Raw genomic sequence first — 21,890 nt, 5'->3', positions numbered from 1 at the left:
TAATATAATTCCCAGCGAATATATATCCCTCACTTTTTCTTACAATTGCTTCAATAAGTTCACTTCTATTCTTTCATAAACCAGGTATACATAATACAACTTTTGAGCTTTCCATCTAACTCTCTCCTTATCTAAAACATTTCTCTATGTAAATACAAATACAATCTCCTTCTAAACTCTTTCATCTACTTATTTAAATTATTCCTTCTCTTACTTATAGCTTAATGCAATTTCTACTACTTCTTCAGGAGCTAGTTCTATATCATTCCAAAATATTAGGTCACTAGGTGCTGGATGGGGAACGCCACTATTATTAAATTGATTCACATATTCGCTATGTTCTGCTTCTTGTAAATCAAGATTATAAATCTTTTTTACAAGTTCAATAAGTTCCTCTTTGTTCATTTTACATTTCATATCATTCAACACCTCAAAAATATTAATGATACGTTACAGCACCAATAAATATAAATTCTAGATCCTCATATGTATCTTTTACTTTCTCTGCATCATATTGAAAATCATAAAGCAATATAACGGAATTAATACTCTCCTCTACATTTTCTTTTTTTATCAAATCTTTAAAATTAGGAATAATAATCTCACTATATGAAAAGTTCCTTAGAATATCCTCTATGTTTGTTTTAGGTTTCTCATAGAAATTAACTTCCATGTTATCTTCATCGTAGTAACCAAAATCAAAGTTAACTCCAAATTTTGACTGTATTATATCTCCATCTTCCGTATATTCCATATCAACATATTCTTGAAGATGATTAAATGATTGAGTAGTACCAAGCCACAACGAAACCATTCCACAATGCTCCATTTTGTCTCTCCTTATCATACTCTCCATCGTATAGAAACCTATTTCTTCGCTGTGAGCGCCCTGTTCTTGCAAAACTTTATTAATATGTAAGTTTTCTCGTTCTTTACTTTAGACTCCGTAAATATTATTCCCTAAAAATAATTGGATCTCTATTATAAATTGTTCAGTTTAAAAAATGTTTTAGACTGAACATCATTAATCCAATTAGATCTCTCAATTCTTATATCTTTAATTTAATAAAATAAAGATTTAGACTGGTGAATACGTTTCATTTCAGGAAAATAATTTTTATTAAAATATAGTATTAAACTAGATAGTGAATATACTATTTAAATTTAGAGAATTAATTCGATTTGGCGCTTAATATTTCAGACTTATACCTCCTACTTAATAAAGGGCTAGGCTGTTTAAACCTAACCCTTTCCCTTTTACTTTTACTTTTACTTTTACTTTTGTTTCACATACCTAATTGTGTTAAACGTTTTTGGACTAAAGAATTGGACGTTCTTACCATCAAAGTTTTGAACTTTATAAGGTATGTCTACATTCCTAGCTTCCTCTTCTTCTACACCGTCTCTAAAACTTTTCTCAATATGAATCGTGAATGCATAACCATTCGGGTTATATTTCCATGTACCAGTTAAGTAGTTCTTTTTATCAGGATACTCACCTTTACCATATGTTTCAAATGTACCATTCTCGTGTATTACCATTGAAACAATGTAACCGTTAGGGTCATCAAATCCCCATGTACCCACTAGTTCTTTACCGTCTTTAGATAAGTTTTCTTTTACTTTATCGTATTCAATGCCAGCTTTCTTATCTAAATCTTTTAAATCCTTAGCTGTTATCGTACCATCACCTAGTTTAATATTGTCTTCTATTGACTTATAGAATTTAGCCCAATACTTGTCTGCGTCTACTAGTTTTGCACTTGCTTCGTCCATTAACTCTTTATCCGTTGTTGAACCTCTAGTTGTTCTAGTAAATACTTCATTCACAAGTTTAAAGGACTCTCTAAAATACCCCATTGATTTCTCTACGTCTTTTTGTGTTTCTTTATATTCACTAGGTGGGTCTATCTCTACAAATTTATCAACTACCCCATTTAACTCTTTCAGTTTCTTTGGTATTTCTTCTTTCTTTTTCTTACCACTCATGACTTCATCAGTTGTTTGCTTATACTCTGCAAATAACTTATCAAATTCTACACATAAGTCATTAATCTTGTTTGGATAGTCTTCTTTTGAAACCTTAACTTTCTTAGCTACAGTTTGAGATTCAGATGCTTTATCCTTCTTAGGTGCGTCTGTCTTCTCTCCCCCACAACCGAATAATAACATGACTGGTACTGCTACACTTGCGATTTTCTTTGCCTTCATGACTTAATTGATACCCCTTCATTGACTGTTTTAATTATTAAATTTTTCCCATTATTTAGGTTATCTAGAAGTTCTTTCTCCATTTGACCGATGTTCTCTGTAGACGCTCTCCACTTTTTACCGCCTTCTGTTATCTTTTCTAAATCCTGTTTTACTTTATCTTCGTTTAACTCATTTAACGCTTCTTGTTGAAGTGTATATCCTTCATCGAATAAGTCCATTGCTTCAATGATACCTTGATGGTTATTTTTAAACTCTGTTGGCGATTCAATTTCTTTAATCCGTTTTGTTGTTGTTTTTAACTCTTTTCCCCTTACATCAAACTCTTCTTTTTTTGTTCAAATTCATTCAATAATTGTTCTATAATATATTCCTTCGGTGTCAATCCATTCAAATCATATCTGTGCGGTATTGTTTCAAACCAACAATTGAAAAAAGATTTATCACAACTATAAGGATTACACTTAACTAATATACGTTTTATGTACATTTCAATAGCTACTGTAAACTAGGAGATTATTCAGTTATTTACAAGAAGTTGTTTTAATTAGATTTCTGATTTAAAGGTCGAAATGCAAATCCACCAGAAATAATTTGTAGAATTACTGGAATAAATAAAAGGAATATTGACATAACCAATGTTACTAATGGGAGTAATATCATACAAAGTCCATATGCTATATTGTTAACCTTATTTACTGAACACGCTAAAACTAACAACCCTATTTGAATAATTAATACAATAGAATAATAAGTTAAAAGTTTATAATCAATACCTTCCATAGCAGTAATAGCTACCAACAATATAATAATAGAAATTATAATCCCCAAAATACCACCGATTAAACCTAGTACAAATTCAGGTGTTCTTTTCAATTCTAATATCCCCCTAACTATTAACATATTATGTATTTCATGCCTATTTATCTATATTATCAAATATAAATTGGAAAAACTATGCATAAATGTATTTAATTCAATAAACAATTGTGTATGTTAATAGTATTGCTTTGAAATAAAGATTATCCAAAATACTTTGCAAACCTATATGCTTGTTTCTCAAGCTTTCGTAACGGTGAAAACAAATTTAAATCGGATTACCTTATTTCATACAGACCGAGGAAATGAGTTCAAAAATAAGCTGGTTCATGACACGTTAGAGACCTTCCAAATCAAGCGTTCATTAAGTACAAAAGGCTGTCCATACGATAATGCAGTAGCGGAAGCAACCTACAAAATTTTTAAAACAGGGTTCGTTCGCGGTCGTCATTTCGCAAGTTTAGAAGAATTGACCTTAGAATTGAACGACTACGTAAACTGGTTTAACAATATTAGAATCCATGGAACACTAGGCTATTTGAGTCCTGTTCAGTACAGGCAGGAACACCTTAAAAAAATTGTCTAGTTTCGTGTTGACATACCATGTTGAAGAACGAAAAAGATAAATAGAGCTACCAAAAAAGAACAGCTATTCTTCAACCTTCACACCCGTTTAGCAACAACGCCTCAATAAATGATAATCTGTTATTAGCATCCTCTAAAATTTTTGGATCTGCTCATTAATATTTCCGTTACTTAATCCTCCGTGGTAACAAACCACAGATTCAATATCTAGGTCTAAATATTTCTTCAAAGACCGTCGAGCAGCCTTTATATCCAAAGTGGTTGGAACATGAATCCCCCCTAGTGTTCCGTTTACACTGTACATCGAATCCCCAGCAACAAGCGTTTTACTTTGCCTCAAATATAAGCTGATATGTCCAGGAGTATGCCCTGGAGTATGAATGATACGAATCCCGCCACAATACGGCAGTTCTTGACCGTCAATCAAGGTATCATCCACTTTTCCCTTCGGTGGATTCTCTATGTGCCCGTCTTTCAAAAGAGGTAAATCCCCCTGGATATAAGGCTTATCTAGTTCGTGAGCATAAACTTTAATATTCCTTCCACAATTCTGCAATATTTCAGGAAGACTGCCTATATGATCTATATCCTGATGCGTCAAAATCACAACTTTTAGTTTATCAAACGACACTCCTACTTTATCCATTGCTATGTGTAAATCTTCAATTTGTCCAGGGAATCCAGTATCTATTAAAACAGCCATTTCCTGATCCCATAAAAGGGTTGGATGAATAATATTCCCATGAAATTCAAGGTGCAGCATCTCTACTCCCTTAGAAATTTTCATAATTTTGCTCTCCTTTATAATTAGATTTTATTAATGTAAAAAAATTTGTTTGATTACACAAGAAGATTGGAAAAATAAAGCTAATCTTGTACTTAAAATACTATTATTACTTAGTTCATTAATTATTCATTATCACACTAAACGGCTCCGTTATTTGAATAACTTAAAGCTTCGATTTACTTTTAATAATTCCTTTCCAGTATTTCCAATTGGAAACTCTGAAAAGCAAATATATTCATCTGAAGGATAGGCATATACTTCAGCAAATATAGATAAGTCTTGTTTCAATAATCTTTGTAGTTCCTGTTCTTTTGCTCCATTTTTAACAAGAGTTTCAATTTTAACTTTAGTGATCACAATCTTCTTCTGCACGTTCCTTCTTTTCAAATGAATCTAATAACTGAAAAGTCACTTGTTAGTTCTCCAAGGATACATACTTATTCAAACAATAACTTCCTCTTCAGCACAAAAGAGAATACATTGCATTATTCTGCTGAAGGATTATAATCAATCTCTACTTTTTCAAGGCCTTCCAACACTTTACGTATTCTATTCATTAAATCTCTTATTTCTTCTTGTGTTAATACCCCCACTGCGTCTAGTGGATTAAACTTGCTTAATCTCTTTGTTATCCCTTCAATACATCCAATAAAAACTTTGTCATGAGTTAACAATATTTCACCTATAGCTGCATCGGCAATAACGTCTTCTATTTTCCCTAGATTTATATATTCATCAGCAGCCCTTGCTATTGCATATTTATATCCTCTATTTAAAGCTAAAAAATCATTATAGGCTTCATTAATAGCTTCAAACAATTCATTGTATTCCCAATCTTCCATTTCAGATCCCTCCATTAGGTGTTAATTATCGTGGTAATTTTGAAGTAATTGTTTAGACATAGATACTCACTAGTTACTAGAATACGCAACACTATTCAAACAATTATGATGTAAAAAAACAGCAGAGTTTTTAAAACCTCTGCTGTTTCCTATTATTTAACTTCTAACGTAAACCAATTATTGATTGAATAAACAATCGTTACGAAACAGCCGATTACACCAAACAAAATAACATTAAGACCAATCGTCGAACCAAATAACACCGCTATTAACGATACCATAAACAACAGCATCGCTAGACCATTAATCTTAATTTCGACTATATCGCCACTTTTCACTTGCTTTTCTTTACTTCCGAAAAACAATTGATTTGCTTTTATCTTCGCCTCTTTTACATCAGAAGGGAGCGTGTACTCTTCATTATTTTCTAATTTCATTACAACTTCATTATCTACCTTTAAAGCCACTCTTGTAGCTCCGCCCATCATTCCTGTTGCCCTTATTACTTTTATACTCATCTTAAACTCCCCTTAAAATTTTGTCCGTTTAATAAAAACCTTCTCACTTTTCAGTTTAGTATATCTTCTACAATTTTTCATCTTTTTTCCATATTTTATATTATCATAGTTAATTTATTAATAGGAGTATGAGTGTTTCTACCTTTTACTTTATAGTCTATAACAAAGAACCTTTTGCAATCCCGATGTAGGTAATCTTTGTTTCAAACACGATTTCCTTTTACATCATCTATTCTTATTTGATTGGTTTCTCTGTTTTTAAAACAAATGAACTTAATGCAGGAATCTTAATCTTATTATCATGGAAAACATGTAGCACTTTACTTCCTGCACGTTCACCATCTACTAGCACTTTCCAAGGACCTTTTGATGGAAGAGTTATTTCTACCGCTTCTCTATTCGCATTGTGAGCTACAACAAAATATTCGTTTTTATTTCCATTTGCTTTGCTATCGATTGTATAAGCTACAACATTTTTTGGCGCATCAATAAACGTTATGTCTTTTTTAATTTGATCTGCAGATGTCATGCGAAAAGCTGAATAGTTGTTACGTAGCTCTATTAAGCCTTTCATATAATCTACTTCTTTATCGAATGCTGCACGGCGCACCCAATCCATCTGGTTAATCGAATCAGGAGATTTGTAGCTATTATGGTCACCATATTTTGTACGCATGAACTCTTGCCCTGCATGCAAGAATGAAACCCCTTGCGATGTCAATATGATAGAAGAAGACAACTTGTGCATTTGTTTACGTACTTCTTCACTGTCGCCAGGATTCGTCAACTCAAGCTTATCCCATAATGTATGGTTATCATGTGCTTCAACATACGTTAGAACCTGCTCAGGATCCTGATAAGTAGACACCTTTTTATCATAATCAATACCAGCCGTAATTCCTTTTTTCATGCGCTCTTCCATGTTTTGCATTCCGTTCACAAAACCATTATCCTTATCCCCAAATACACTGCCTTTCAATCCATCACGAATATCGTCATTAAAATGAGCGATTCCGTTCATCTTCTCCGCATTTTTTTGATTTGCTTTTAACTCAGGTGCTAGAGGGGTATTTAAATCCCAACCTTCTCCATGAAGGATAATAGAAGGATCAATTTGATTAACCGCTTTACGTATCGCATTCATTGTTTCGACATCATGAATACCCATCAAATCAAAACGGAATCCATCTAAATTATACTCTTTCGCCCAATACACGACGGAATCTATCATAAATTTCCTCATCATCTTTCGTTCAGAAGCCGTATCATTCCCTACACCTGTTCCATTTGCGAGTGAGCCATCCTCATTGTAACGATAATAATACCCTGGAACTAACTTGTGGAAATTAGATTCAGCCGCATTGTACATATGATTATATACAACGTCCATTACAACACGAAGTTTATTATCATGAAGTGTTTGAATCATCTGCTTTAATTCAGTAATTCGAACAGTCGGCTCATAAGGATTCGTAGAATACGAGCCTTCTGGTACATTGTAATTTTTCGGATCATATCCCCAGTTATATTGTGGTTCATTTAATTTTTCTTCATTTACTGAAGCATAATCAAATATCGGTAAAAACTGGACATGCGTAACACCAAGATCTTTAATATGATCAAGACCTGTTTTTACGCCCCCTGGTCCTCTCGTTCCTTTTTCTGTTACACCAAGATATTTTCCTTTTTGTTTAATACCACTTTCAGGTTGAATGGAAAGATCACGTACTTGCAACTCATAAATAATAGCATCTTCCGGCTTTTTAAATTTCGGCTTTTTATTCCCCTTCCAATTTTTTGGATTTGTTTCTTTCAAATCAATGACTGCACCTTTATCACCGTTAACAGAAGCAGCACGCACATATGGATCAACGGCCTCAGTCCATTTGTCCCCAATCTTCACCTTATATGTATAAAATAGGCCTTTTTGATCACCTGTAAGTTTTGCAGTCCAAGTTCCTTTTTCAGCTTGATCCATGTTGATTTCAGTACCCTTTTCATCATTCCATTTTTTGTAACCAACCAACTTTGCCTCGCTCGCAGTGGGAGCCCACAAGCGAAACTTTGTTTCCCGCGGCGTATATATATTACCTAAATCATTACCATCATAATAAAATAAATGATCAAATTCCTCGCTACGAATTACGTTACCAATTTCAGTATTAGCTTCAATGGCATTTCCTATTTTGATTTTGTATGTTTGTTTTAAATCAAGATTCTTTTCTGTAATTATTTTAACCCTATTGGTAATCTCTCCACCATTTGTATCATAAGGACTAACTTTCTCAATGTTAACGCCCTCAATTTCAATTTTTTGCTCCTTAATATTGAATGGAACATTAGTAGTTACAGTGATTTGATTGAAGCTATCAATAGTAGCCTTCTGAATAGAAAGATCAGAAGAAGGCTTAGAATCGTATACTTTATCATCGCCAGAAAGAACCCATACTTCAGCACGGCCATCCTTAATATTTTCAATCCAACGATCCCCACCATCTTTTTCCCATTCATTCGTACGAACGATAAATCCGGCGCGATTATAATCACCATCTATTTTCACCTTAGCATACTTACCAAACTCATCTTCCCCAGTAAATTCATAGGATTTGCCACTCGCATTTTCAGTCCACATCCAAAGATTCCAGTCTTTTGTATTTCCAACCTTCTCCTTATAATGAACGATAATTTCAGTTGTTTTCGTATTTGATTCTGCTTGTACACTCTGAAACGAAAAACCAGATAATAGCAAAGCAATTACAGTAAGTAGTAAAAACGTCTTGTTTATTAATTTTTTTGTCATATGCATCCAATACACCCCTTCTTAAAACATTACTAAGTATAACTGCTTAAATGAGTCTAGAAATCTCTTTTATAATCCCCCCTTATTGAACGTTTTTATTTCAATAATCTTCTAATAGAAAAAGCCAAGGTAAAAAGGAATAAAAACTAACGAAAACGTTTGCATTAAATGTTAAAAAAAGAGTTACTTACCCCTCTTTATGCCCCTAAATATCAAAAGATCATGAAAAATATTATAAAGAAAACGTTTGTTATCGCTTTCAATTTTATAGCACGAACTATTAAGAGGTCAATATATTATTAATTTTCTGTTTTTATCCTATGTACATATTGTTAACATATACAGTTGTAACCCCTTGAAAATAATAAGCGCGAATATATTTCGACTTTAAAACTTCATCTCGGCTTCAACACATAATAAAAACTCCCCTACATACATTCACGTGTTTAGGAAAGCTTTGTCTTACTTTATTTCACAAAAATTATGTATCGAATCCTCTTTCTTTATAACTCGCTTATATTCACTATATCTTTCCAAAATAAGCAATAATTCTTTCATCATTACCAAGGCACTCACCGCACACTTCCTCATAAGTAAGAAATTCCGTTTGTTGCATATTTTATTCAAAAGCTTTTTTAGTTAAAGGAATAAACTCGAAATCTTTTAAGAAATCAACTTCCTCTTGTATCCATTCATTGTATTCCTCACCGCTCGTTTCTTATTAAACTACCTTTCTTGATATTTAATTACATCCTATTGCGACCATTCATAAACGAAACGTATTTTCAAAAAAATAACCGGTTATACAAAAAGAGAAACAACGACAGAGTTTACAGCTCGTTATTTCCCTCTATTTTTAACTTTGGACTTTACATTTTTTCGATAATAAGTTGTTACGATTTCCGTATGTTGTTGTTCCAATTGAGATAGCTATAATTAACCTCTTCTTTTAATTCAAAATAGTTTTCCCAAGTATCTTGTGCATGATAAAGTGTATCGCCTGCATCTACAAAAACATCCCTATAATCATATAGATATTTCCAATCATTATCACTATTAAAGTAATACATTGCAAATTGATTACCCTCATCATTTAACATGTCATCTGCAAGCACACCACCCCATTTTATATAGATTTGCGTGCCAGTCATTTGTCTAAGATTAAACTTATTAATATCCTCTCGAGACTTTTCTTCAAACGCTTTACTAAATAAATGATTGTCAATAATCCACCCAAGAAACATACCAGTATGTACATATGCTTGTTCAATTGGCAAATCTTCTGGAAGGTCATCAAAATAGTACTTTGCTTTATCATAAATCAAGATGTCCATCTCCCTTTCACTTCCCATTTATCTTCCATTCTATCAAAAATAAGGTATAAACAGAAAAAATCTTCAAAACATAACAATCTCATATAAAAAATTTGTTGTTCCAAAAGTGAAGCATAAATTAAATACTCATAGATAACATAAAAAACAACGACTGCATTATGATAACTTAAACCCATAAAAATATTTTTGCCCACTTTCCCAACTTCTTTTCGAAATAGTATCTATATACGTTACAAAGTCTTTATAATTATCATTGCAAATTATCGTATAATAATCAGCGGGCACTTTCTCTCCTGTCCAAATTGATAGTAAGGATGGTATAAATTCCATTTTTAATGGTTCTTCATGATGTGCCGCCCTTATTACTCTTTCAAACAATATTTTTGTTAAATCTCCAGGAAACACTGGACTCTGATAGAAATAGTATTTTTCCACATCACAGTATTTCGTGTAATTAAGATAAAATCCCCCAATCTCTTCTACACTTACTTCTTCTCCAATCACATCTTGATAGTTTATAAAAAAATCAATAGAATTCCTTATGACCATCGAAGTATCTGTTATTTCATCCCACTCTTCAAGTAACACTAATAAATACGGAATAATCTCCATAGAGAGCGATGTTACAGCTGCTGATGAAAACGTATCTACTATGTATTCACTTGCTGAAGCTAAAAATGTAAGATTGTTAGAATTCCTAATATCTTCATGAGTAGCAATAGAACAAAAAATGCGAATACATAAGTTTAATACACTTTCATCATTCGTATGATTCATTAGTTGGATTAACAATTGTTTTTGTGAAAAATCACCAGCCTTAAAAAGCTCAATTACATTTAATAAAACTTCCTTTTCTGTTTTTGCATGCAAAATATTCTTTTTTATATTTGAAATCGATTCAATTGGTCTATTTCCATACCAAAGACAATTCATTAAATTTATACCTTCAATCAAAATATCCCACTCCCCTGTAATGACCGTTTTCTATACTCCTACATTTACTCTTTTCGTATCAAGAATGTCTGTGATACCTTTTTCATTCATTTTATTTAATAAGTATTTATAACCTTTCTCTAAGGCCAGAGTTCGTTCTTCCTCATAAATTGGTACGAGTGTATAAAAATTAATGAGATCATCTTGTGGAGTCACTAATTTCTCCAATCCCTTTTCTTGCACTTTACATACCATAATACAGGACAGTTTTGTACGAGACGCAAAAGGTTGCGGCGGTTCTCCATTTGGAAGAATTACCCCTTCAGTTAACCATCCGTCATAAGCATGCGGAATATGTGCTGTTTTTCTTAACCAGCCTAGAGGCCAATACATATTTTGATCCTTCAAATCCTCTTTTTTTATCGGCCAGTCTACAGGTAACTTTTGTATCAATTCAGCATACTTAAACTCACTTGCTTCTTCTGAATTGTCCATCGGATAATCACTCATCCCTGTCGTCACAAGAGTGATGAAATGATTCTCCTTTGATGGTGGTATGATATGAATATGAATCCCTACTCTACTACCAGGTATAATTTCACCTATAGTCGTAATTGGAGACCCGAAGTATTTCGTTACATGTTCCAAAATTTTATCATGTTGATTTTGATTATCGTAATTCGTTCCATTTGAATTACTCCCATTCATGTTTTCTATCAATGCAACAACCTCAGTTTGCCCCAGTTCTCGAGCAAAAGCCAATGCATCCCTATCATCACTATACTTCACACTTGAATCAATACCGCTTTTAATTAGAAGCTCTGCGATATCTACATGACCATTACTAATTGCGCCAAATAACGGATTCCTTTCCGGTTCAGTTACATCCATTTTTGCGCCACAAGACAATAAATATGCAACAATATCTATATGTCCTCCTAAAGCTGCCTCGTTGATTGCCCCGCCGCCATATACACCACCATTTTGATTCACGTCTGCTCCTAAGGCTATAAGCTGCTTAACAATCTCAAGTCTTCCTTTTGAAGATGCTACATGGAGCCATGTTCCAAATGGTGTCATCATGTTTAATCTCTCAATATCATTACCAACTAGTTCAACAACTCTTTCCGTATTACCCAGCTTAATTGCTGAACGAATTTCTTTTGCAATGTGTATATGATTCATAACTTCTCCCTCCCATTGCACTCCATTACCTATTTATTTAACATAAAACAATCACATATTATGATGTGCATATTTTTAATAGTTCTTAAAATTAATTATATTACAAACACTCTAGAATATTGGTTTGTCATAAAGGTTAATTATTAAATAACTACAAACATTAATCGTACAACAAAAAGAAACGCTCAACTTGAAAAAAGGTTAATCAAAATGAGCGCTTTATATTTCAATTACATATAAGTTTTTATAACGTTACTTTTATACACTTATACAGTCTCTTTTTCAAATGACCTTCACCATATTTATATTTGTAATTTCATAACCCAACTGTTCATATAACCTACGTGCAACTTTGTTATGCCCAAAAACATGAAGACCAATTTTATTCATTCCTAATTTTTTAGCAATAATTTCAATTTCTTTCATTGCTTGCTTACCATACCCTTGTCCTTGGTGTGGCTCATAGATTATAAAATCAAAAATATAGCCTTGATCTGGATTTGTAGTTGATGTTTTTGCAATTCAAATCATTCCGACTAGTTGTTGGTCTTGAAAAATAGAGTACAAGTAATTCAGCTCAGATTTCTCATCTTTAGGTAACAGTCTAGAAAATTCTTTCTTAGATAGATTGATTGCCTCATCTTCACCCCAGTTTCCTGAAGTAACTTTGTTTTTTGCATAGTTCTCAATTGCACCAGAAATGTATAGTTGAAATTCTTCTTTATTCATCGGTCTTAATCTAATCACTTAATCCCCTCCTACTTCACCGTGATTGAGCTAGTTTATATAAACAACAAGTTCCAATGCTCGCTACTGCTAGCAGTTGAAATAAGCCTAACGATTCAAAGTTGACATTATTATATAACAATTCAAAAATATATCGAATGAGTGAAGCTACGAGATCCTCTTCAATTCCCTGTATAATGCTCCAATCTACGCCGTCTTCTAACTCATTTTCAAGTTCTTCTAATAAGCGAATCCCTTCTTGTTCAATACCAACATCATGTCCATACAATTTTTCATGTCCATTTTTGTTTAAAAGTCCCATTTTATTAAGTGGTTCTATATAAAAACAAAAGCACAATTCTTATTCCAGAATTGCGCCCGATTGTTCAATAATATGAAGGTATTACATCGACAATAGTTCCCCTGAGAACATGACAAATAATGAAAGCACGGAAAATTTTCCCGTGCTTTTCCAAACATATATTTTATTTTGGAAGATTCAGTTGCCACGAGACACCAAACCGATGGTGTACTTACCCTAACTGGCGTTTAAATGCTTTACTGGCGAAGAAGTAAGCGATGATCATGATGCCGACGCACCAAGCAAGCGCGATCCAGATATCGTTGCCAACAGACCCTTCATACAAGAGGGCACGAATTGCATTCACGATTGAAGTCACGGGCTGGTTCTCAGCGAACGCACGGACAATTTTAGGCATGGTTTCAGTGGGAACAAAGGCCGAACTGATAAACGGCAGGAAAATCAGCGGATACGAGTAGGCTGTCGCCCCTTCCATAGATCCCGCTGTCAATCCGGGAATGACAGCCAGCCATGTCAGTGCCAGCGTAAACATCCCGAGTATCCCAGCTACCGCGAGCCAATCCAGGATATCAGCACTGGAACGGAAGCCCATCAAAAGTGCAACGAGGATAACCACCAAGATAGTAAGCGCATTGGAAACAAGCGAGGTCAACACGTGAGCCCACAATACCGACGAGCGCTTGATGGGCATGGTAATGAAACGCGCCATCAGCCCGCTCTTTACATCCGTAAACAGCCGCACGGAAGTGTAAGCGACGCCGGATGCGATAGCCATCAGCAAGATTCCCGGCAATAAATAATTGACGTAGTTGTCCGTGCCTGTCTCTATGGCGCCGCCAAATACGTAGACAAACAGCAGCAGCATCATAATCGGCGTAATCGCCACCGTGATAATTGTATCCGGGCTGCGCATGATGTTGCGCATTAAACGCCCTAGTAATACGCCTGTTTTGCTTTTCATTTACCTCTCCTCCTTTTTACCGATGATCGCGAGGAAAATTTCCTCTAATGTCGGCTGCTTCTCGATGTACTCCACTTTCGCTGGCGGAAACATCTCCTTAAGTTCGGTAAGGGTACCGGTCGTGATGATTTTTCCGCCATGCAGGATAGCGATACGGTCCGCCAGTTGTTCAGCTTCCTCCAGATACTGGGTTGTCAGCAAGATGGTTGTGCCGCCGCCGACAAGCTCCTTGACGGTATCCCAGACTTCAATCCGTGCTTCAGGGTCAAGCCCTGTCGTCGGTTCGTCGAGAAAAATGACTGCTGGCGTCCCGATCAGGCTCATGGCGATGTCAAGTCGGCGCTTCATCCCGCCTGAATACTGGTCTGCTCGGCGGTTAGCCGCATCGGTCAGGCTGAATCTTGCAAGCAGATTGTCGGCGACTTGAGTGGGATTGGAATCTCCACGCAACTTGGCAATCATTATCAAGTTTTCTCGCCCGGTGAGCATGCCGTCTAAAGCTGCGAACTGCCCTGTCAGGCTGATGCTCTGGCGAACATAATACGGTTGACGCTGAACGTCAAAACCGCAAATACCTACTTCGCCGCCATCGGGCTTCATCAACGTCGAGAGGATGTTGACCGTCGTCGTCTTGCCCGCTCCATTTGAGCCCAGCAGTGCGAAAATTTCGCCACGCTGCACCTCAAAATCCACCCCCTTTAAGACTTCCTTGTCTTTAAAGGATTTTTTTAACCCTTTTACAGAAATCGCTGCATTGCTCATACTTTTTCCTCCTTATAAAAAGCGCTTTGCGGAGCTAGATTGCCTATACTCTTCTATTTAGTCTTACTGATAACCTGTATTACTTATTACCGGGTAAAAAATATAACTGAATAGCGATGGCGGTAATTCATATTTATAACCAGCTAATCAGTCAATATTATCCATTGCATTTATTTTTTTCTCAATCGCTTCATGATACTCTGATTCAAATCTTCACGATACTTGGAGACATAGGTTTTAGCGTTTGCCACTAGTTCGTCAGCAAAGGACGCCACATCGTCCCCAGTGATTTCCAACACTTGTCTTCCTTCCGCCGCACCGGCTTCGAACAACTCGATTAATTCATACTGTATGTGTAGCATATCCATCCCGTTGCCCGCTGAGAAATTCCACATGTAGTTTTGAATTTTCTTAAATACAAACTGGTAGTCCTCTGGCAGGGCTCCAACCCGTGCCATCATCATTTTGTACTCTTTTTTATCACCAATCATTTTTTTGAACATTTCCATCATGTTATTTTTCCTCCTTTTTTATAAAGCTGAACACGACACTCCAAAAATATCGGACGGAATATCTTATGAAGCTAGATTGACTTCAAGACGTTGATTTTTGATGATACAAAATCCCATTTTTTCCAAAACAATTCAAGTTCCTGACGGCCAGCCTCATTAAGTGAGTAAAACTTGCGGGGCGGCCCCATATCTGACGGTTTCTTTTCTATATTCACAAGTTTTTTCTTTTCTAATCGCACGAGGATGGTATAGACCGTCCCTTCCACAACTTCAGTAAAACCAAGCTCGTTCAGGTGGCGAGTAATCTCGTAGCCATAGGTTTCATGGCGGCTGATGATTTCCAGCACACAACCTTCCAGCGAGCCCTTCAGCATTTCAGTTAAATTTTCCATGTTCTAATCCTCCTTTACCTCCTCTATTTTGTCTGACTTATATTCAGTATAACAGAGTACTAAGGGAAATTTTTACTGAATAGCTGTTGAGAAAATACACTATTCATTATTACTTATTACAACTACAATGTAACACTGAGTAGCGAGGGTGTCAACTGGATTTTCTAAATATTTTCAAAACCAACTACCACCCATTGGATAAAACCGATTTCCTTTATGAAGCTTTTACATCCTCCTATGCTACTGTCACAACAATTACACCGCTATATAAGTATTTTTTTAATAATTTTTTTCTTCACCGTTTTTACTTTCTAAAAATTTATTCATATCTTTTAAAGCCACTTCATCAATTTCAGATAGTAAAAAATCCTTCCGCTTATCTATAGTAAAACCACCCTTACTTGTTATAAATTTTTTCTTATTGAATGGATCCATCACTATTCCACTCCTAAACATGTTAAACACTCACGGTTTCCATCCGTGTTCCTGCAAGAATTTCTGCAATTCTTCCTCAGACGGTACATTCTTCTCCCACTCTTCACATTGTTTCAAAAATTCCTCTGTCTCATAAACACCAGACGGTTCTTTCTTTCGAAACTTCACTGCCGCTTCCTCTACTTCACTGAGCTTCGTATATCCTTTCCCATGCCAATCTCGTAAAATTCCCTTCACATAAGCAAGCGTCCGCTTATTATTTTCATACACAATCTGGAGTGCTTTTAATACGAGCTCTTCTGATAACTTGTTCATCCATTCACTTAATATTTCCACTGCATAAGATGACAAACTACCGAAATTTTGTTCATAAAATGTGAATACACTACTACCTGGATTCACTTCTTCTACTTCTTCCTCTACCACTTCTAGCGCTACTTCTTGTACTACTTCATCCCCTTCATGACCTTGAACAACTTCTTGCGGAATCATATCTGATACTTCGACCGGCATTCCGAAATATTCTAGCAATAGCGGAATATTCAACTCTTCCTCGAGGCATCTTTGAAGAAACATATGTACAAACTCTTTATTTTTCACAGTCTTTAATTCACGTAACACACACTTTTCTATGTTCGTATTCGTAACAGGATTATAACGCAGCCAATTTAGAACATATAACTCTTTTGTATTCACGTCATATAATATCTTTCCATACGCAACAAACCGCTGCAACAACTTCTCAATCGTTTCGCGATTATACCCCGTTTCCATCTCTACCAAACGTAGTGGCAGTGGATAAATTCCGCATTGTCTCGTCTTGGAACATGTCAGCAAATACATATAAAAATAGCGCTCCTCTGGCGTTAAATCAAGCACAAACTCATCTTGCCAAAAATTCACCTGTACACTCCGGTATACTCCCATATTTCTTCCTCCCGTCCTTTTAGTGATAAATATCGAAATTGGTCATTCCTTACTATATATAGGTTTACAAGAAGGAATTTGGCGAATTTATTTTATAATTTTTTACTAGTACTAGTGTGTTACTTTTTTTATTTTCTTGTAGTTGTTTTTATAATTCTTTTTGAAATTCTTTTTGTTCTTGTAGTTGTTTTTTCTTTTGTTTATTTAATGATTTATTACTTGATAGGGGTTTATATAGGGCTTGCAAGGGGCTTATAAGGGACTTCTGTTACTGCCATTTGCTGAATAACTTATAAAATATTAATACACATTAAAATACATCTTGTTTTATCGAATTTACCGAAAGAATTCTCCTTCCTCAAGCGTGTGAAGGGCGATAGCCCAACGATAAGTGGGAGATGAATTTCGGTTTGGCATAGCCAAAAACTTTTGATAAACTAGCTATATGAAGTTCTTTGATAACTTGATATAGGAGGTTGCAGGAAGAAAATAGAGTGCGAAAACCAAGCCATTCGGTTCCTGCGTAAAATATCAACCGTACCAAGAGAGCATCCAAGCGTTGGACATCTAGGGGTGGAACACCCCGAAGTAACGCTCAGGGAGACGAAAGGTTACTTTCGTCGTGGAACTGAGAAGCTCCCACTTCAAGCTTTGCTAAGTGGCGAGTAGTTCACAACTTCATCAATTGTCACTTCTTTATCGGCGGCTATATTATAAAAACCAATATGCAATCCTTCTTCATATAGCCAGCATATATCCGTTCCGTAAGGCGCTTCAAAAATCTCAAACATTACAGGAGCAATTTTAAAAATAGATTCCGCGTTTAAGATGATAAAATTTTCCGCATGGTTCACATAGTCATCAGTATCATCCATAGAATACAAATTTCAGCCATTTAATTATGGAATAGAGTTCTCTTCTCTAAACGAATATCTAACTGGTTTTCCAGTAAGAATATTTTTTGAAACGACAAAACCACCATACTCATATACAATGCCCAGAATATCAAAGACTGTCTTCTTCTCATACCGGTGAGATTTCCTGCCGTTTTTTCGTTTTATGGATACACTTTTTTAGCTTGATGGCGATGTGACGCTACCCCAAGAAAGAGTAAGTGATGTCGCCGAGATTCTGGTTTTAAGGCGATTAACTATTCTTTCGTGAATAATCCGTTAAATGGCTTCTAGGCCTAGATAGGGAAAACGAAGAAAGAGCAATTCTTGTTGTTATAGCAAAAATCGCTCTTTTTTCTAGGAACTTCTATCTATGGGTGCTATTGTTTTTTTGTTTTTTCTTCTTTTTCTATTTCAGATACGGATTTTTCTGGTTTTTTCATGTAATTATCATATAACTCACCTGAACATCCGAATTTATCCTCAAAATTTTTCGTTGTACTAACACTCGCTACAAACCATAATTTCTCATTTTTTCGTTTTGGGGTATTTACTTTTCTTAACTTGATGGTGATGGGGTACTGACGGCAAAACGCGGATTTTATACACTAAGACAGTTTCTAAAAGTGAGATCTCATCTTTGCTACAGAAAAAAACAACTAGCCCCCCGCAAGAGGTGCTAGTTGACGTAAAATTCGAAAGCGGAAGTAACTACGCTATATTTTTTTAACTGTTGTTAACAGTACAAGTTAACTTTTCTAATACTTGAGCTACACCATCTTCATCATTGGTGTCGGTAATAAAATATGCAGTATCCTTCAGTTCAGGTATCGCATTTCCCATAGCAATTGGAAAACCACATGCATAGAACAGCTCTAAATCATTCCAATCGTCTCCAAAGACCATTACGTCACCCATAGGGATAGTATTTTGAATGCAGATTTCTCTAACAGCTTGTTCCTTAGAAACACCTTTTGCCATAATTTGCGTTAAAGTTCCTGCATCGGTACATATCGTATTTACTTTGTGTTCAAACTGTTTTTGTAATTTTTCATGATGAGAATATTGTGAGATTAATAATTTTGAAGCATTAACTTTTTTTAATTCATTTAAGGAAATTACAGTTGGATTTACATCTGTATTCATGGCTTTTTTATAATCTAATGTTTTATTACTGTACCATGTATCTTCTGATTCAACGGAAAGACATGCATCAGCCTGGTAAGTAATAACAAATTCTATAATTTCACTTGTGATAGCTGAATCAATTGGATAATGTTGTCTATAATCTAATGCTTTATTCACTATCAAAGCTCCATTGTAATAAACCATAGTTGCAATGTCTTGAAGTTCATGAGGAAGAAAATCTTTAACTGATCGTGGCGGCCTTGCTGTAGCAAAAATAACTACGATTCCCTGTTTATGAGCTGTTAAAATGGCTTTTTTATTTCTTTTAGACACTTCTTTTTTTGAATTTAATAAGGTTCCATCGAGATCCAAGACAATTGCTTTAACATTATTTATTAGTTCCATATGATATCTCCTTGTTTAAATATATTGTTACTTCTTTTATGTTCTATGTTGAGTTATAAAATCCTGTATATCTCATACATGACTGGTTAACATAACGCACAATTATCAGAAGTTCTCCTCACCAATACTCCCCGGCTTATCAGCATTCTGTGAAGCACCCTCTTCACCTACGCATGCAGTTTCTTATTCATCCCGTTATATCAGTGGTTATAAGCAATCATTGTCTTTATTTACTTTACTCCAGATGTATAAAATTCCGCATAAACTAACGGCCAGATTATGGGTTAATCATTAACTCAAGGTCAACTTATGGGTAAAGGGACAGACTCTTTCGATGCCATTACTTTGTCCGTGAATTAAATTTTTCACTGATTTTAAATTCCCATTTTTGTAAAACTCTATTAACTCGCTCTCTATAAAGCCTTTTACATACTTTGTGTAATATATCAAATTACCATTATCATATAATTCATAAGCTAAGCCAGTAAGAGGTTTCCCATTCTCGTCTTCCGGATTATCTAAAACTTCATCACTGTAAGATGCAAACCATAATTCTTCGTCAAAGTCAGTCCCATGTTCTATCACAAATTCTTTACTGAATATATCAACTTGATCTTTCAATTTTTTTCACCTCTGAATTACACTCAAATCTATCCTCATCAAGATTAGCTGACGGTTCAAATCATAGAAATGAAGAAGCAGATCCAGATAAACCTGCTTTCATTAGAAACTCATTGGTTTCTTGAGATAAAGATTATGAGTTTCTTTTTATAGCATCATGGTTAACTAGACCTGCCGTTATCCTCATTATTCCGTCTTCTAAATGAAAAAAATTATTGATAATTTTCAATAGCTGAAATCAGAGGACCTGTTCCTTCTTCTGCATAATGAATGAAGTCCAAACATTTTTCGCTCCAACCGCCGATTAAATTTGCTTTCTCTCCTACGAATTGTTGGCTACCGTAACTATTTAGATTGAAAGAGTGAACCCAAACATCTGGATTTATTTCACGGCGATATGTTTCAAGAAGACTTTGTGAAGAATTACCCTCATATCTATCTCCGTACATTTGCTCATCAGAGAAAACGAGAATGCGGTCAACTTTGATTTTGTTATCTAATAAGTATTTGATAGAAAGATGTAAGTTTGTTCCATATCCATGTTTATTAACTTCTGATAAAAATGTACGCATATTCTCTAAAATGCCAGAACGAGTAGAAACATTTATCGCTTTGAAGTCAGTTGCGAATACAGATGTAATCGAATTATCACAGAAGGAATGTGCCATTGCCATCATGAGTGTAGCAATATCTGCGCATTTAACAGTGCCATCTTTCGAAACAGGATAACATGTCATAGATCCTGAGATATCCGCTGTCATAAATGTTGTTCCTGATAATCTCGGCATGTTTGTAACAGATGCTTCAATTGCGTCATTCAATATATCTAATAATTCGCTTCCTGCTTGCGGTAATTTTTTTGCACAACACGATATGCTGAAAAAAAGCGAAATGGTAATTGTTTTGATTTTGTTACTCGCTCAGGATCGCGAAGAATGTTGTAGACTGTATCAATATTTGATGCACCTGAATTTACGATATTGCGAAGGTTACGAAGTAAGGCCATATACCCCACTTTACCGCTTTCAATTAATTCTTCCCATACTTCTTTTTTGTTTCCTTTTTGAGAAAGCTGTGTTTCCCATGTGTATGGTACTTGTAGTGTATTTTCTAACAAACGTTTATAAAGTTCGTAACGTTCTGTTCCTTTTTTGGCAGATGGGCTTACTAAACGGAATACATCTTTCAATGTAACGTCTTTTCCTGTGCGATTGTATTTTGCTAATTGATATTCATCAAATGTAGAAAATGCATCTGCTAACCCTTTTTTCAAAGAGTTTGGAATTGGATGTTTCCGACCATATCCCCCTAATTGATATGCCATCATTTCTGTTACATCATCAGGACGCTGCGCAATACGAGAAACTGTTTGACGAGCATATTTACGACCTTCAGGATGGTTTGCAAGTTCCACTGCTAATACATGTGTAACAGAACGCATATAGAACACTTCACGTGCATACACTGCTAAACTTGCAATAAATTTAGGATCTTTGTCCATAATTTGTTTTGCAATAGTAACTAATTCTTCACTGTTATCTCCATAAAATTTAGGCTCATTAAAAAAAGATGTTAATACCATCGTAACTAATTTATCTTTATCATACATTTTATAAGCTTTTCCGCCCTCTTTTGTATACGTTTGACGGCTTCCATGAGAAGAATGATTAAACTTTGACATTATTATTTACCCCCCCAGATGTTTTTTGACACTACTGGTTGAAATGCAAATAAAAAAGGCAACGTATACACGTTGCTCTTTTCACTCATCCCTAACACTTAAGAAATAATC

The 21,890-nt window shown here is 35.1% G+C and carries 24 protein-coding genes and 4 pseudogenes; 1 reads left to right on the top strand and 27 read right to left on the bottom strand.

The window, feature by feature from the left end; all coding sequences use genetic code 11:
• Positions 1-210: 210 nt before the first annotated feature.
• The 5 genes from Y7E_RS0113415 to Y7E_RS0113395 all read right to left on the bottom strand — a co-directional run bounded on the left by Y7E_RS0113415 (position 211) and on the right by Y7E_RS0113395 (position 3,087).
• Entirely contained in the window at positions 211-417 is a 207-nt protein-coding gene (locus Y7E_RS0113415; protein WP_017151771.1) for a bacteriocin immunity protein, read from the bottom strand.
• Between the two features lie 22 nt (positions 418-439).
• Positions 440-829, bottom strand: a complete 390-nt coding sequence (locus Y7E_RS0113410) for an immunity 22 family protein (RefSeq protein ID WP_017151770.1) — start codon at positions 827-829, stop codon at positions 440-442.
• Positions 830-1,275: 446 nt separating this feature from the next.
• Positions 1,276-2,211, bottom strand: coding sequence for a DUF3994 domain-containing protein (locus Y7E_RS0113405; protein ID WP_017151769.1), 936 nt, complete (start codon positions 2,209-2,211; stop codon positions 1,276-1,278).
• Positions 2,208-2,432 (bottom strand): hypothetical protein, encoded by a 225-nt coding sequence (locus Y7E_RS0113400; RefSeq protein ID WP_017151768.1) that lies wholly within the window; start codon positions 2,430-2,432, stop codon positions 2,208-2,210. The genes Y7E_RS0113405 and Y7E_RS0113400 overlap by 4 nt, the downstream gene beginning before the upstream one ends.
• A gap of 322 nt (positions 2,433-2,754) precedes the next feature.
• On the bottom strand, positions 2,755-3,087 hold the full coding sequence (locus Y7E_RS0113395; protein ID WP_017151767.1) for a DUF4064 domain-containing protein: 333 nt from the start codon (positions 3,085-3,087) through the stop codon (positions 2,755-2,757).
• 175 nt (positions 3,088-3,262) lie between these two features.
• Here Y7E_RS0113395 and Y7E_RS29730 point away from each other — a divergent pair.
• Positions 3,263-3,616: pseudogene (locus Y7E_RS29730) on the top strand (transposase); the annotation flags it as partial.
• A gap of 132 nt (positions 3,617-3,748) precedes the next feature.
• Here Y7E_RS29730 and Y7E_RS0113385 read toward each other — a convergent pair.
• From Y7E_RS0113385 to Y7E_RS34355, 22 genes and pseudogenes are all read right to left on the bottom strand, one after another.
• Complete coding sequence (locus Y7E_RS0113385; protein ID WP_017151765.1) at positions 3,749-4,402, bottom strand: MBL fold metallo-hydrolase; 654 nt, start codon at positions 4,400-4,402, stop codon at positions 3,749-3,751.
• A 150-nt stretch (positions 4,403-4,552) separates the two neighbouring features.
• Positions 4,553-4,774 (bottom strand): hypothetical protein, encoded by a 222-nt coding sequence (locus tag Y7E_RS0113380; RefSeq protein ID WP_017151764.1) that lies wholly within the window; start codon positions 4,772-4,774, stop codon positions 4,553-4,555.
• Between the two features lie 113 nt (positions 4,775-4,887).
• On the bottom strand, positions 4,888-5,244 hold the full coding sequence (locus tag Y7E_RS0113375; protein WP_017151763.1) for an Imm3 family immunity protein: 357 nt from the start codon (positions 5,242-5,244) through the stop codon (positions 4,888-4,890).
• 152 nt (positions 5,245-5,396) lie between these two features.
• Complete coding sequence (locus tag Y7E_RS0113370) at positions 5,397-5,762, bottom strand: hypothetical protein (RefSeq protein ID WP_017151762.1); 366 nt, start codon at positions 5,760-5,762, stop codon at positions 5,397-5,399.
• 235 nt (positions 5,763-5,997) lie between these two features.
• Positions 5,998-8,568, bottom strand: coding sequence for a type I pullulanase (gene pulA, locus Y7E_RS0113365; RefSeq protein WP_017151761.1), 2,571 nt, complete (start codon positions 8,566-8,568; stop codon positions 5,998-6,000).
• Positions 8,569-9,455: 887 nt separating this feature from the next.
• Positions 9,456-9,896, bottom strand: a complete 441-nt coding sequence (locus Y7E_RS0113360; protein WP_237741373.1) for a DUF7832 domain-containing protein — start codon at positions 9,894-9,896, stop codon at positions 9,456-9,458.
• Between the two features lie 156 nt (positions 9,897-10,052).
• Positions 10,053-10,850 (bottom strand): Imm47 family immunity protein, encoded by a 798-nt coding sequence (gene imm47, locus Y7E_RS0113350; protein WP_017151758.1) that lies wholly within the window; start codon positions 10,848-10,850, stop codon positions 10,053-10,055.
• A 30-nt stretch (positions 10,851-10,880) separates the two neighbouring features.
• Positions 10,881-12,014 (bottom strand): suppressor of fused domain protein, encoded by a 1,134-nt coding sequence (locus tag Y7E_RS0113345; RefSeq protein WP_017151757.1) that lies wholly within the window; start codon positions 12,012-12,014, stop codon positions 10,881-10,883.
• 282 nt (positions 12,015-12,296) lie between these two features.
• Positions 12,297-12,761, bottom strand: a pseudogene (locus Y7E_RS29725) (GNAT family N-acetyltransferase).
• 16 nt (positions 12,762-12,777) lie between these two features.
• The gene (locus tag Y7E_RS33660) at positions 12,778-13,062 is read right to left on the bottom strand and encodes a hypothetical protein (RefSeq protein WP_017151754.1); all 285 of its coding nucleotides are present in this window, start codon (positions 13,060-13,062) and stop codon (positions 12,778-12,780) included.
• Positions 13,063-13,273: 211 nt separating this feature from the next.
• Positions 13,274-14,023 (bottom strand): ABC transporter permease, encoded by a 750-nt coding sequence (locus Y7E_RS0113330; protein ID WP_017151753.1) that lies wholly within the window; start codon positions 14,021-14,023, stop codon positions 13,274-13,276.
• Complete coding sequence (locus Y7E_RS0113325) at positions 14,024-14,785, bottom strand: ABC transporter ATP-binding protein (RefSeq protein ID WP_017151752.1); 762 nt, start codon at positions 14,783-14,785, stop codon at positions 14,024-14,026.
• A 170-nt stretch (positions 14,786-14,955) separates the two neighbouring features.
• Positions 14,956-15,297 carry a DUF1048 domain-containing protein gene (locus Y7E_RS0113320; RefSeq protein ID WP_017151751.1) on the bottom strand — a complete coding sequence of 114 codons (342 nt, stop codon included), beginning with the start codon at positions 15,295-15,297 and terminating at the stop codon, positions 14,956-14,958.
• Positions 15,298-15,368: 71 nt separating this feature from the next.
• Entirely contained in the window at positions 15,369-15,689 is a 321-nt protein-coding gene (locus Y7E_RS0113315; protein WP_017151750.1) for a PadR family transcriptional regulator, read from the bottom strand.
• A 279-nt stretch (positions 15,690-15,968) separates the two neighbouring features.
• Positions 15,969-16,124 (bottom strand): hypothetical protein, encoded by a 156-nt coding sequence (locus Y7E_RS33255; RefSeq protein WP_017151749.1) that lies wholly within the window; start codon positions 16,122-16,124, stop codon positions 15,969-15,971.
• A 30-nt stretch (positions 16,125-16,154) separates the two neighbouring features.
• Positions 16,155-17,051, bottom strand: coding sequence for a DnaD domain-containing protein (locus Y7E_RS0113305; protein ID WP_017151748.1), 897 nt, complete (start codon positions 17,049-17,051; stop codon positions 16,155-16,157).
• 644 nt (positions 17,052-17,695) lie between these two features.
• Positions 17,696-18,046: pseudogene (locus Y7E_RS33655) on the bottom strand (immunity protein Imm33 domain-containing protein).
• Positions 18,047-18,324: 278 nt separating this feature from the next.
• Positions 18,325-18,477: pseudogene (locus Y7E_RS31700) on the bottom strand (DUF1433 domain-containing protein); the annotation flags it as partial.
• 193 nt (positions 18,478-18,670) lie between these two features.
• On the bottom strand, positions 18,671-19,477 hold the full coding sequence (locus Y7E_RS0113295) for a Cof-type HAD-IIB family hydrolase (protein ID WP_017151746.1): 807 nt from the start codon (positions 19,475-19,477) through the stop codon (positions 18,671-18,673).
• Between the two features lie 291 nt (positions 19,478-19,768).
• Positions 19,769-20,098, bottom strand: a complete 330-nt coding sequence (locus Y7E_RS29715; RefSeq protein ID WP_017151745.1) for a toxin-antitoxin system YwqK family antitoxin — start codon at positions 20,096-20,098, stop codon at positions 19,769-19,771.
• A gap of 212 nt (positions 20,099-20,310) precedes the next feature.
• A complete protein-coding gene (locus Y7E_RS34360) occupies positions 20,311-20,919 on the bottom strand; it encodes a hypothetical protein (RefSeq protein ID WP_237741372.1) in 609 nt (202 codons plus the stop codon).
• A 5-nt stretch (positions 20,920-20,924) separates the two neighbouring features.
• A complete protein-coding gene (locus Y7E_RS34355; RefSeq protein WP_237741371.1) occupies positions 20,925-21,779 on the bottom strand; it encodes a TROVE domain-containing protein in 855 nt (284 codons plus the stop codon).
• Positions 21,780-21,890: the final 111 nt, after the last annotated feature.

Origin of the sequence: Bacillus bingmayongensis (assembly GCF_000299035.1) — a bacterium.
Classification (GTDB): Bacteria; Bacillota; Bacilli; order Bacillales; family Bacillaceae_G; genus Bacillus_A; species Bacillus_A bingmayongensis.
Note: the sequence above shows the minus strand (reverse complement) of the source record. Positions and strands in the feature narration are given on the sequence as shown.

What these genes read in the sequence shown, in the direction of transcription:
- Y7E_RS0113415 (WP_017151771.1), bottom strand. Translation starts at nt 417, where the DNA reads ATGAAATGTAAAATGAACAAAGAGGAACTTATTGAACTTGTAAAAAAG.
- Y7E_RS0113410 (WP_017151770.1), bottom strand. Translation starts at nt 829, where the DNA reads ATGGAGCATTGTGGAATGGTTTCGTTGTGGCTTGGTACTACTCAATCA.
- Y7E_RS0113405 (WP_017151769.1), bottom strand. Translation starts at nt 2,211, where the DNA reads ATGAAGGCAAAGAAAATCGCAAGTGTAGCAGTACCAGTCATGTTATTA.
- Y7E_RS0113400 (WP_017151768.1), bottom strand. Translation starts at nt 2,432, where the DNA reads ATGGACTTATTCGATGAAGGATATACACTTCAACAAGAAGCGTTAAAT.
- Y7E_RS0113385 (WP_017151765.1), bottom strand. Translation starts at nt 4,402, where the DNA reads ATGAAAATTTCTAAGGGAGTAGAGATGCTGCACCTTGAATTTCATGGG.
- Y7E_RS0113375 (WP_017151763.1), bottom strand. Translation starts at nt 5,244, where the DNA reads ATGGAAGATTGGGAATACAATGAATTGTTTGAAGCTATTAATGAAGCC.
- Y7E_RS0113370 (WP_017151762.1), bottom strand. Translation starts at nt 5,762, where the DNA reads ATGAGTATAAAAGTAATAAGGGCAACAGGAATGATGGGCGGAGCTACA.
- pulA (WP_017151761.1), bottom strand. Translation starts at nt 8,568, where the DNA reads ATGCATATGACAAAAAAATTAATAAACAAGACGTTTTTACTACTTACT.
- Y7E_RS0113360 (WP_237741373.1), bottom strand. Translation starts at nt 9,896, where the DNA reads ATGGACATCTTGATTTATGATAAAGCAAAGTACTATTTTGATGACCTT.
- Y7E_RS0113345 (WP_017151757.1), bottom strand. Translation starts at nt 12,014, where the DNA reads ATGAATCATATACACATTGCAAAAGAAATTCGTTCAGCAATTAAGCTG.
- Y7E_RS33660 (WP_017151754.1), bottom strand. Translation starts at nt 13,062, where the DNA reads ATGGGACTTTTAAACAAAAATGGACATGAAAAATTGTATGGACATGAT.
- Y7E_RS0113330 (WP_017151753.1), bottom strand. Translation starts at nt 14,023, where the DNA reads ATGAAAAGCAAAACAGGCGTATTACTAGGGCGTTTAATGCGCAACATC.
- Y7E_RS0113325 (WP_017151752.1), bottom strand. Translation starts at nt 14,785, where the DNA reads ATGAGCAATGCAGCGATTTCTGTAAAAGGGTTAAAAAAATCCTTTAAA.
- Y7E_RS0113320 (WP_017151751.1), bottom strand. Translation starts at nt 15,297, where the DNA reads ATGATGGAAATGTTCAAAAAAATGATTGGTGATAAAAAAGAGTACAAA.
- Y7E_RS0113315 (WP_017151750.1), bottom strand. Translation starts at nt 15,689, where the DNA reads ATGGAAAATTTAACTGAAATGCTGAAGGGCTCGCTGGAAGGTTGTGTG.
- Y7E_RS33255 (WP_017151749.1), bottom strand. Translation starts at nt 16,124, where the DNA reads ATGGATCCATTCAATAAGAAAAAATTTATAACAAGTAAGGGTGGTTTT.
- Y7E_RS0113305 (WP_017151748.1), bottom strand. Translation starts at nt 17,051, where the DNA reads ATGGGAGTATACCGGAGTGTACAGGTGAATTTTTGGCAAGATGAGTTT.
- Y7E_RS0113295 (WP_017151746.1), bottom strand. Translation starts at nt 19,477, where the DNA reads ATGGAACTAATAAATAATGTTAAAGCAATTGTCTTGGATCTCGATGGA.
- Y7E_RS34355 (WP_237741371.1), bottom strand. Translation starts at nt 21,779, where the DNA reads ATGTCAAAGTTTAATCATTCTTCTCATGGAAGCCGTCAAACGTATACA.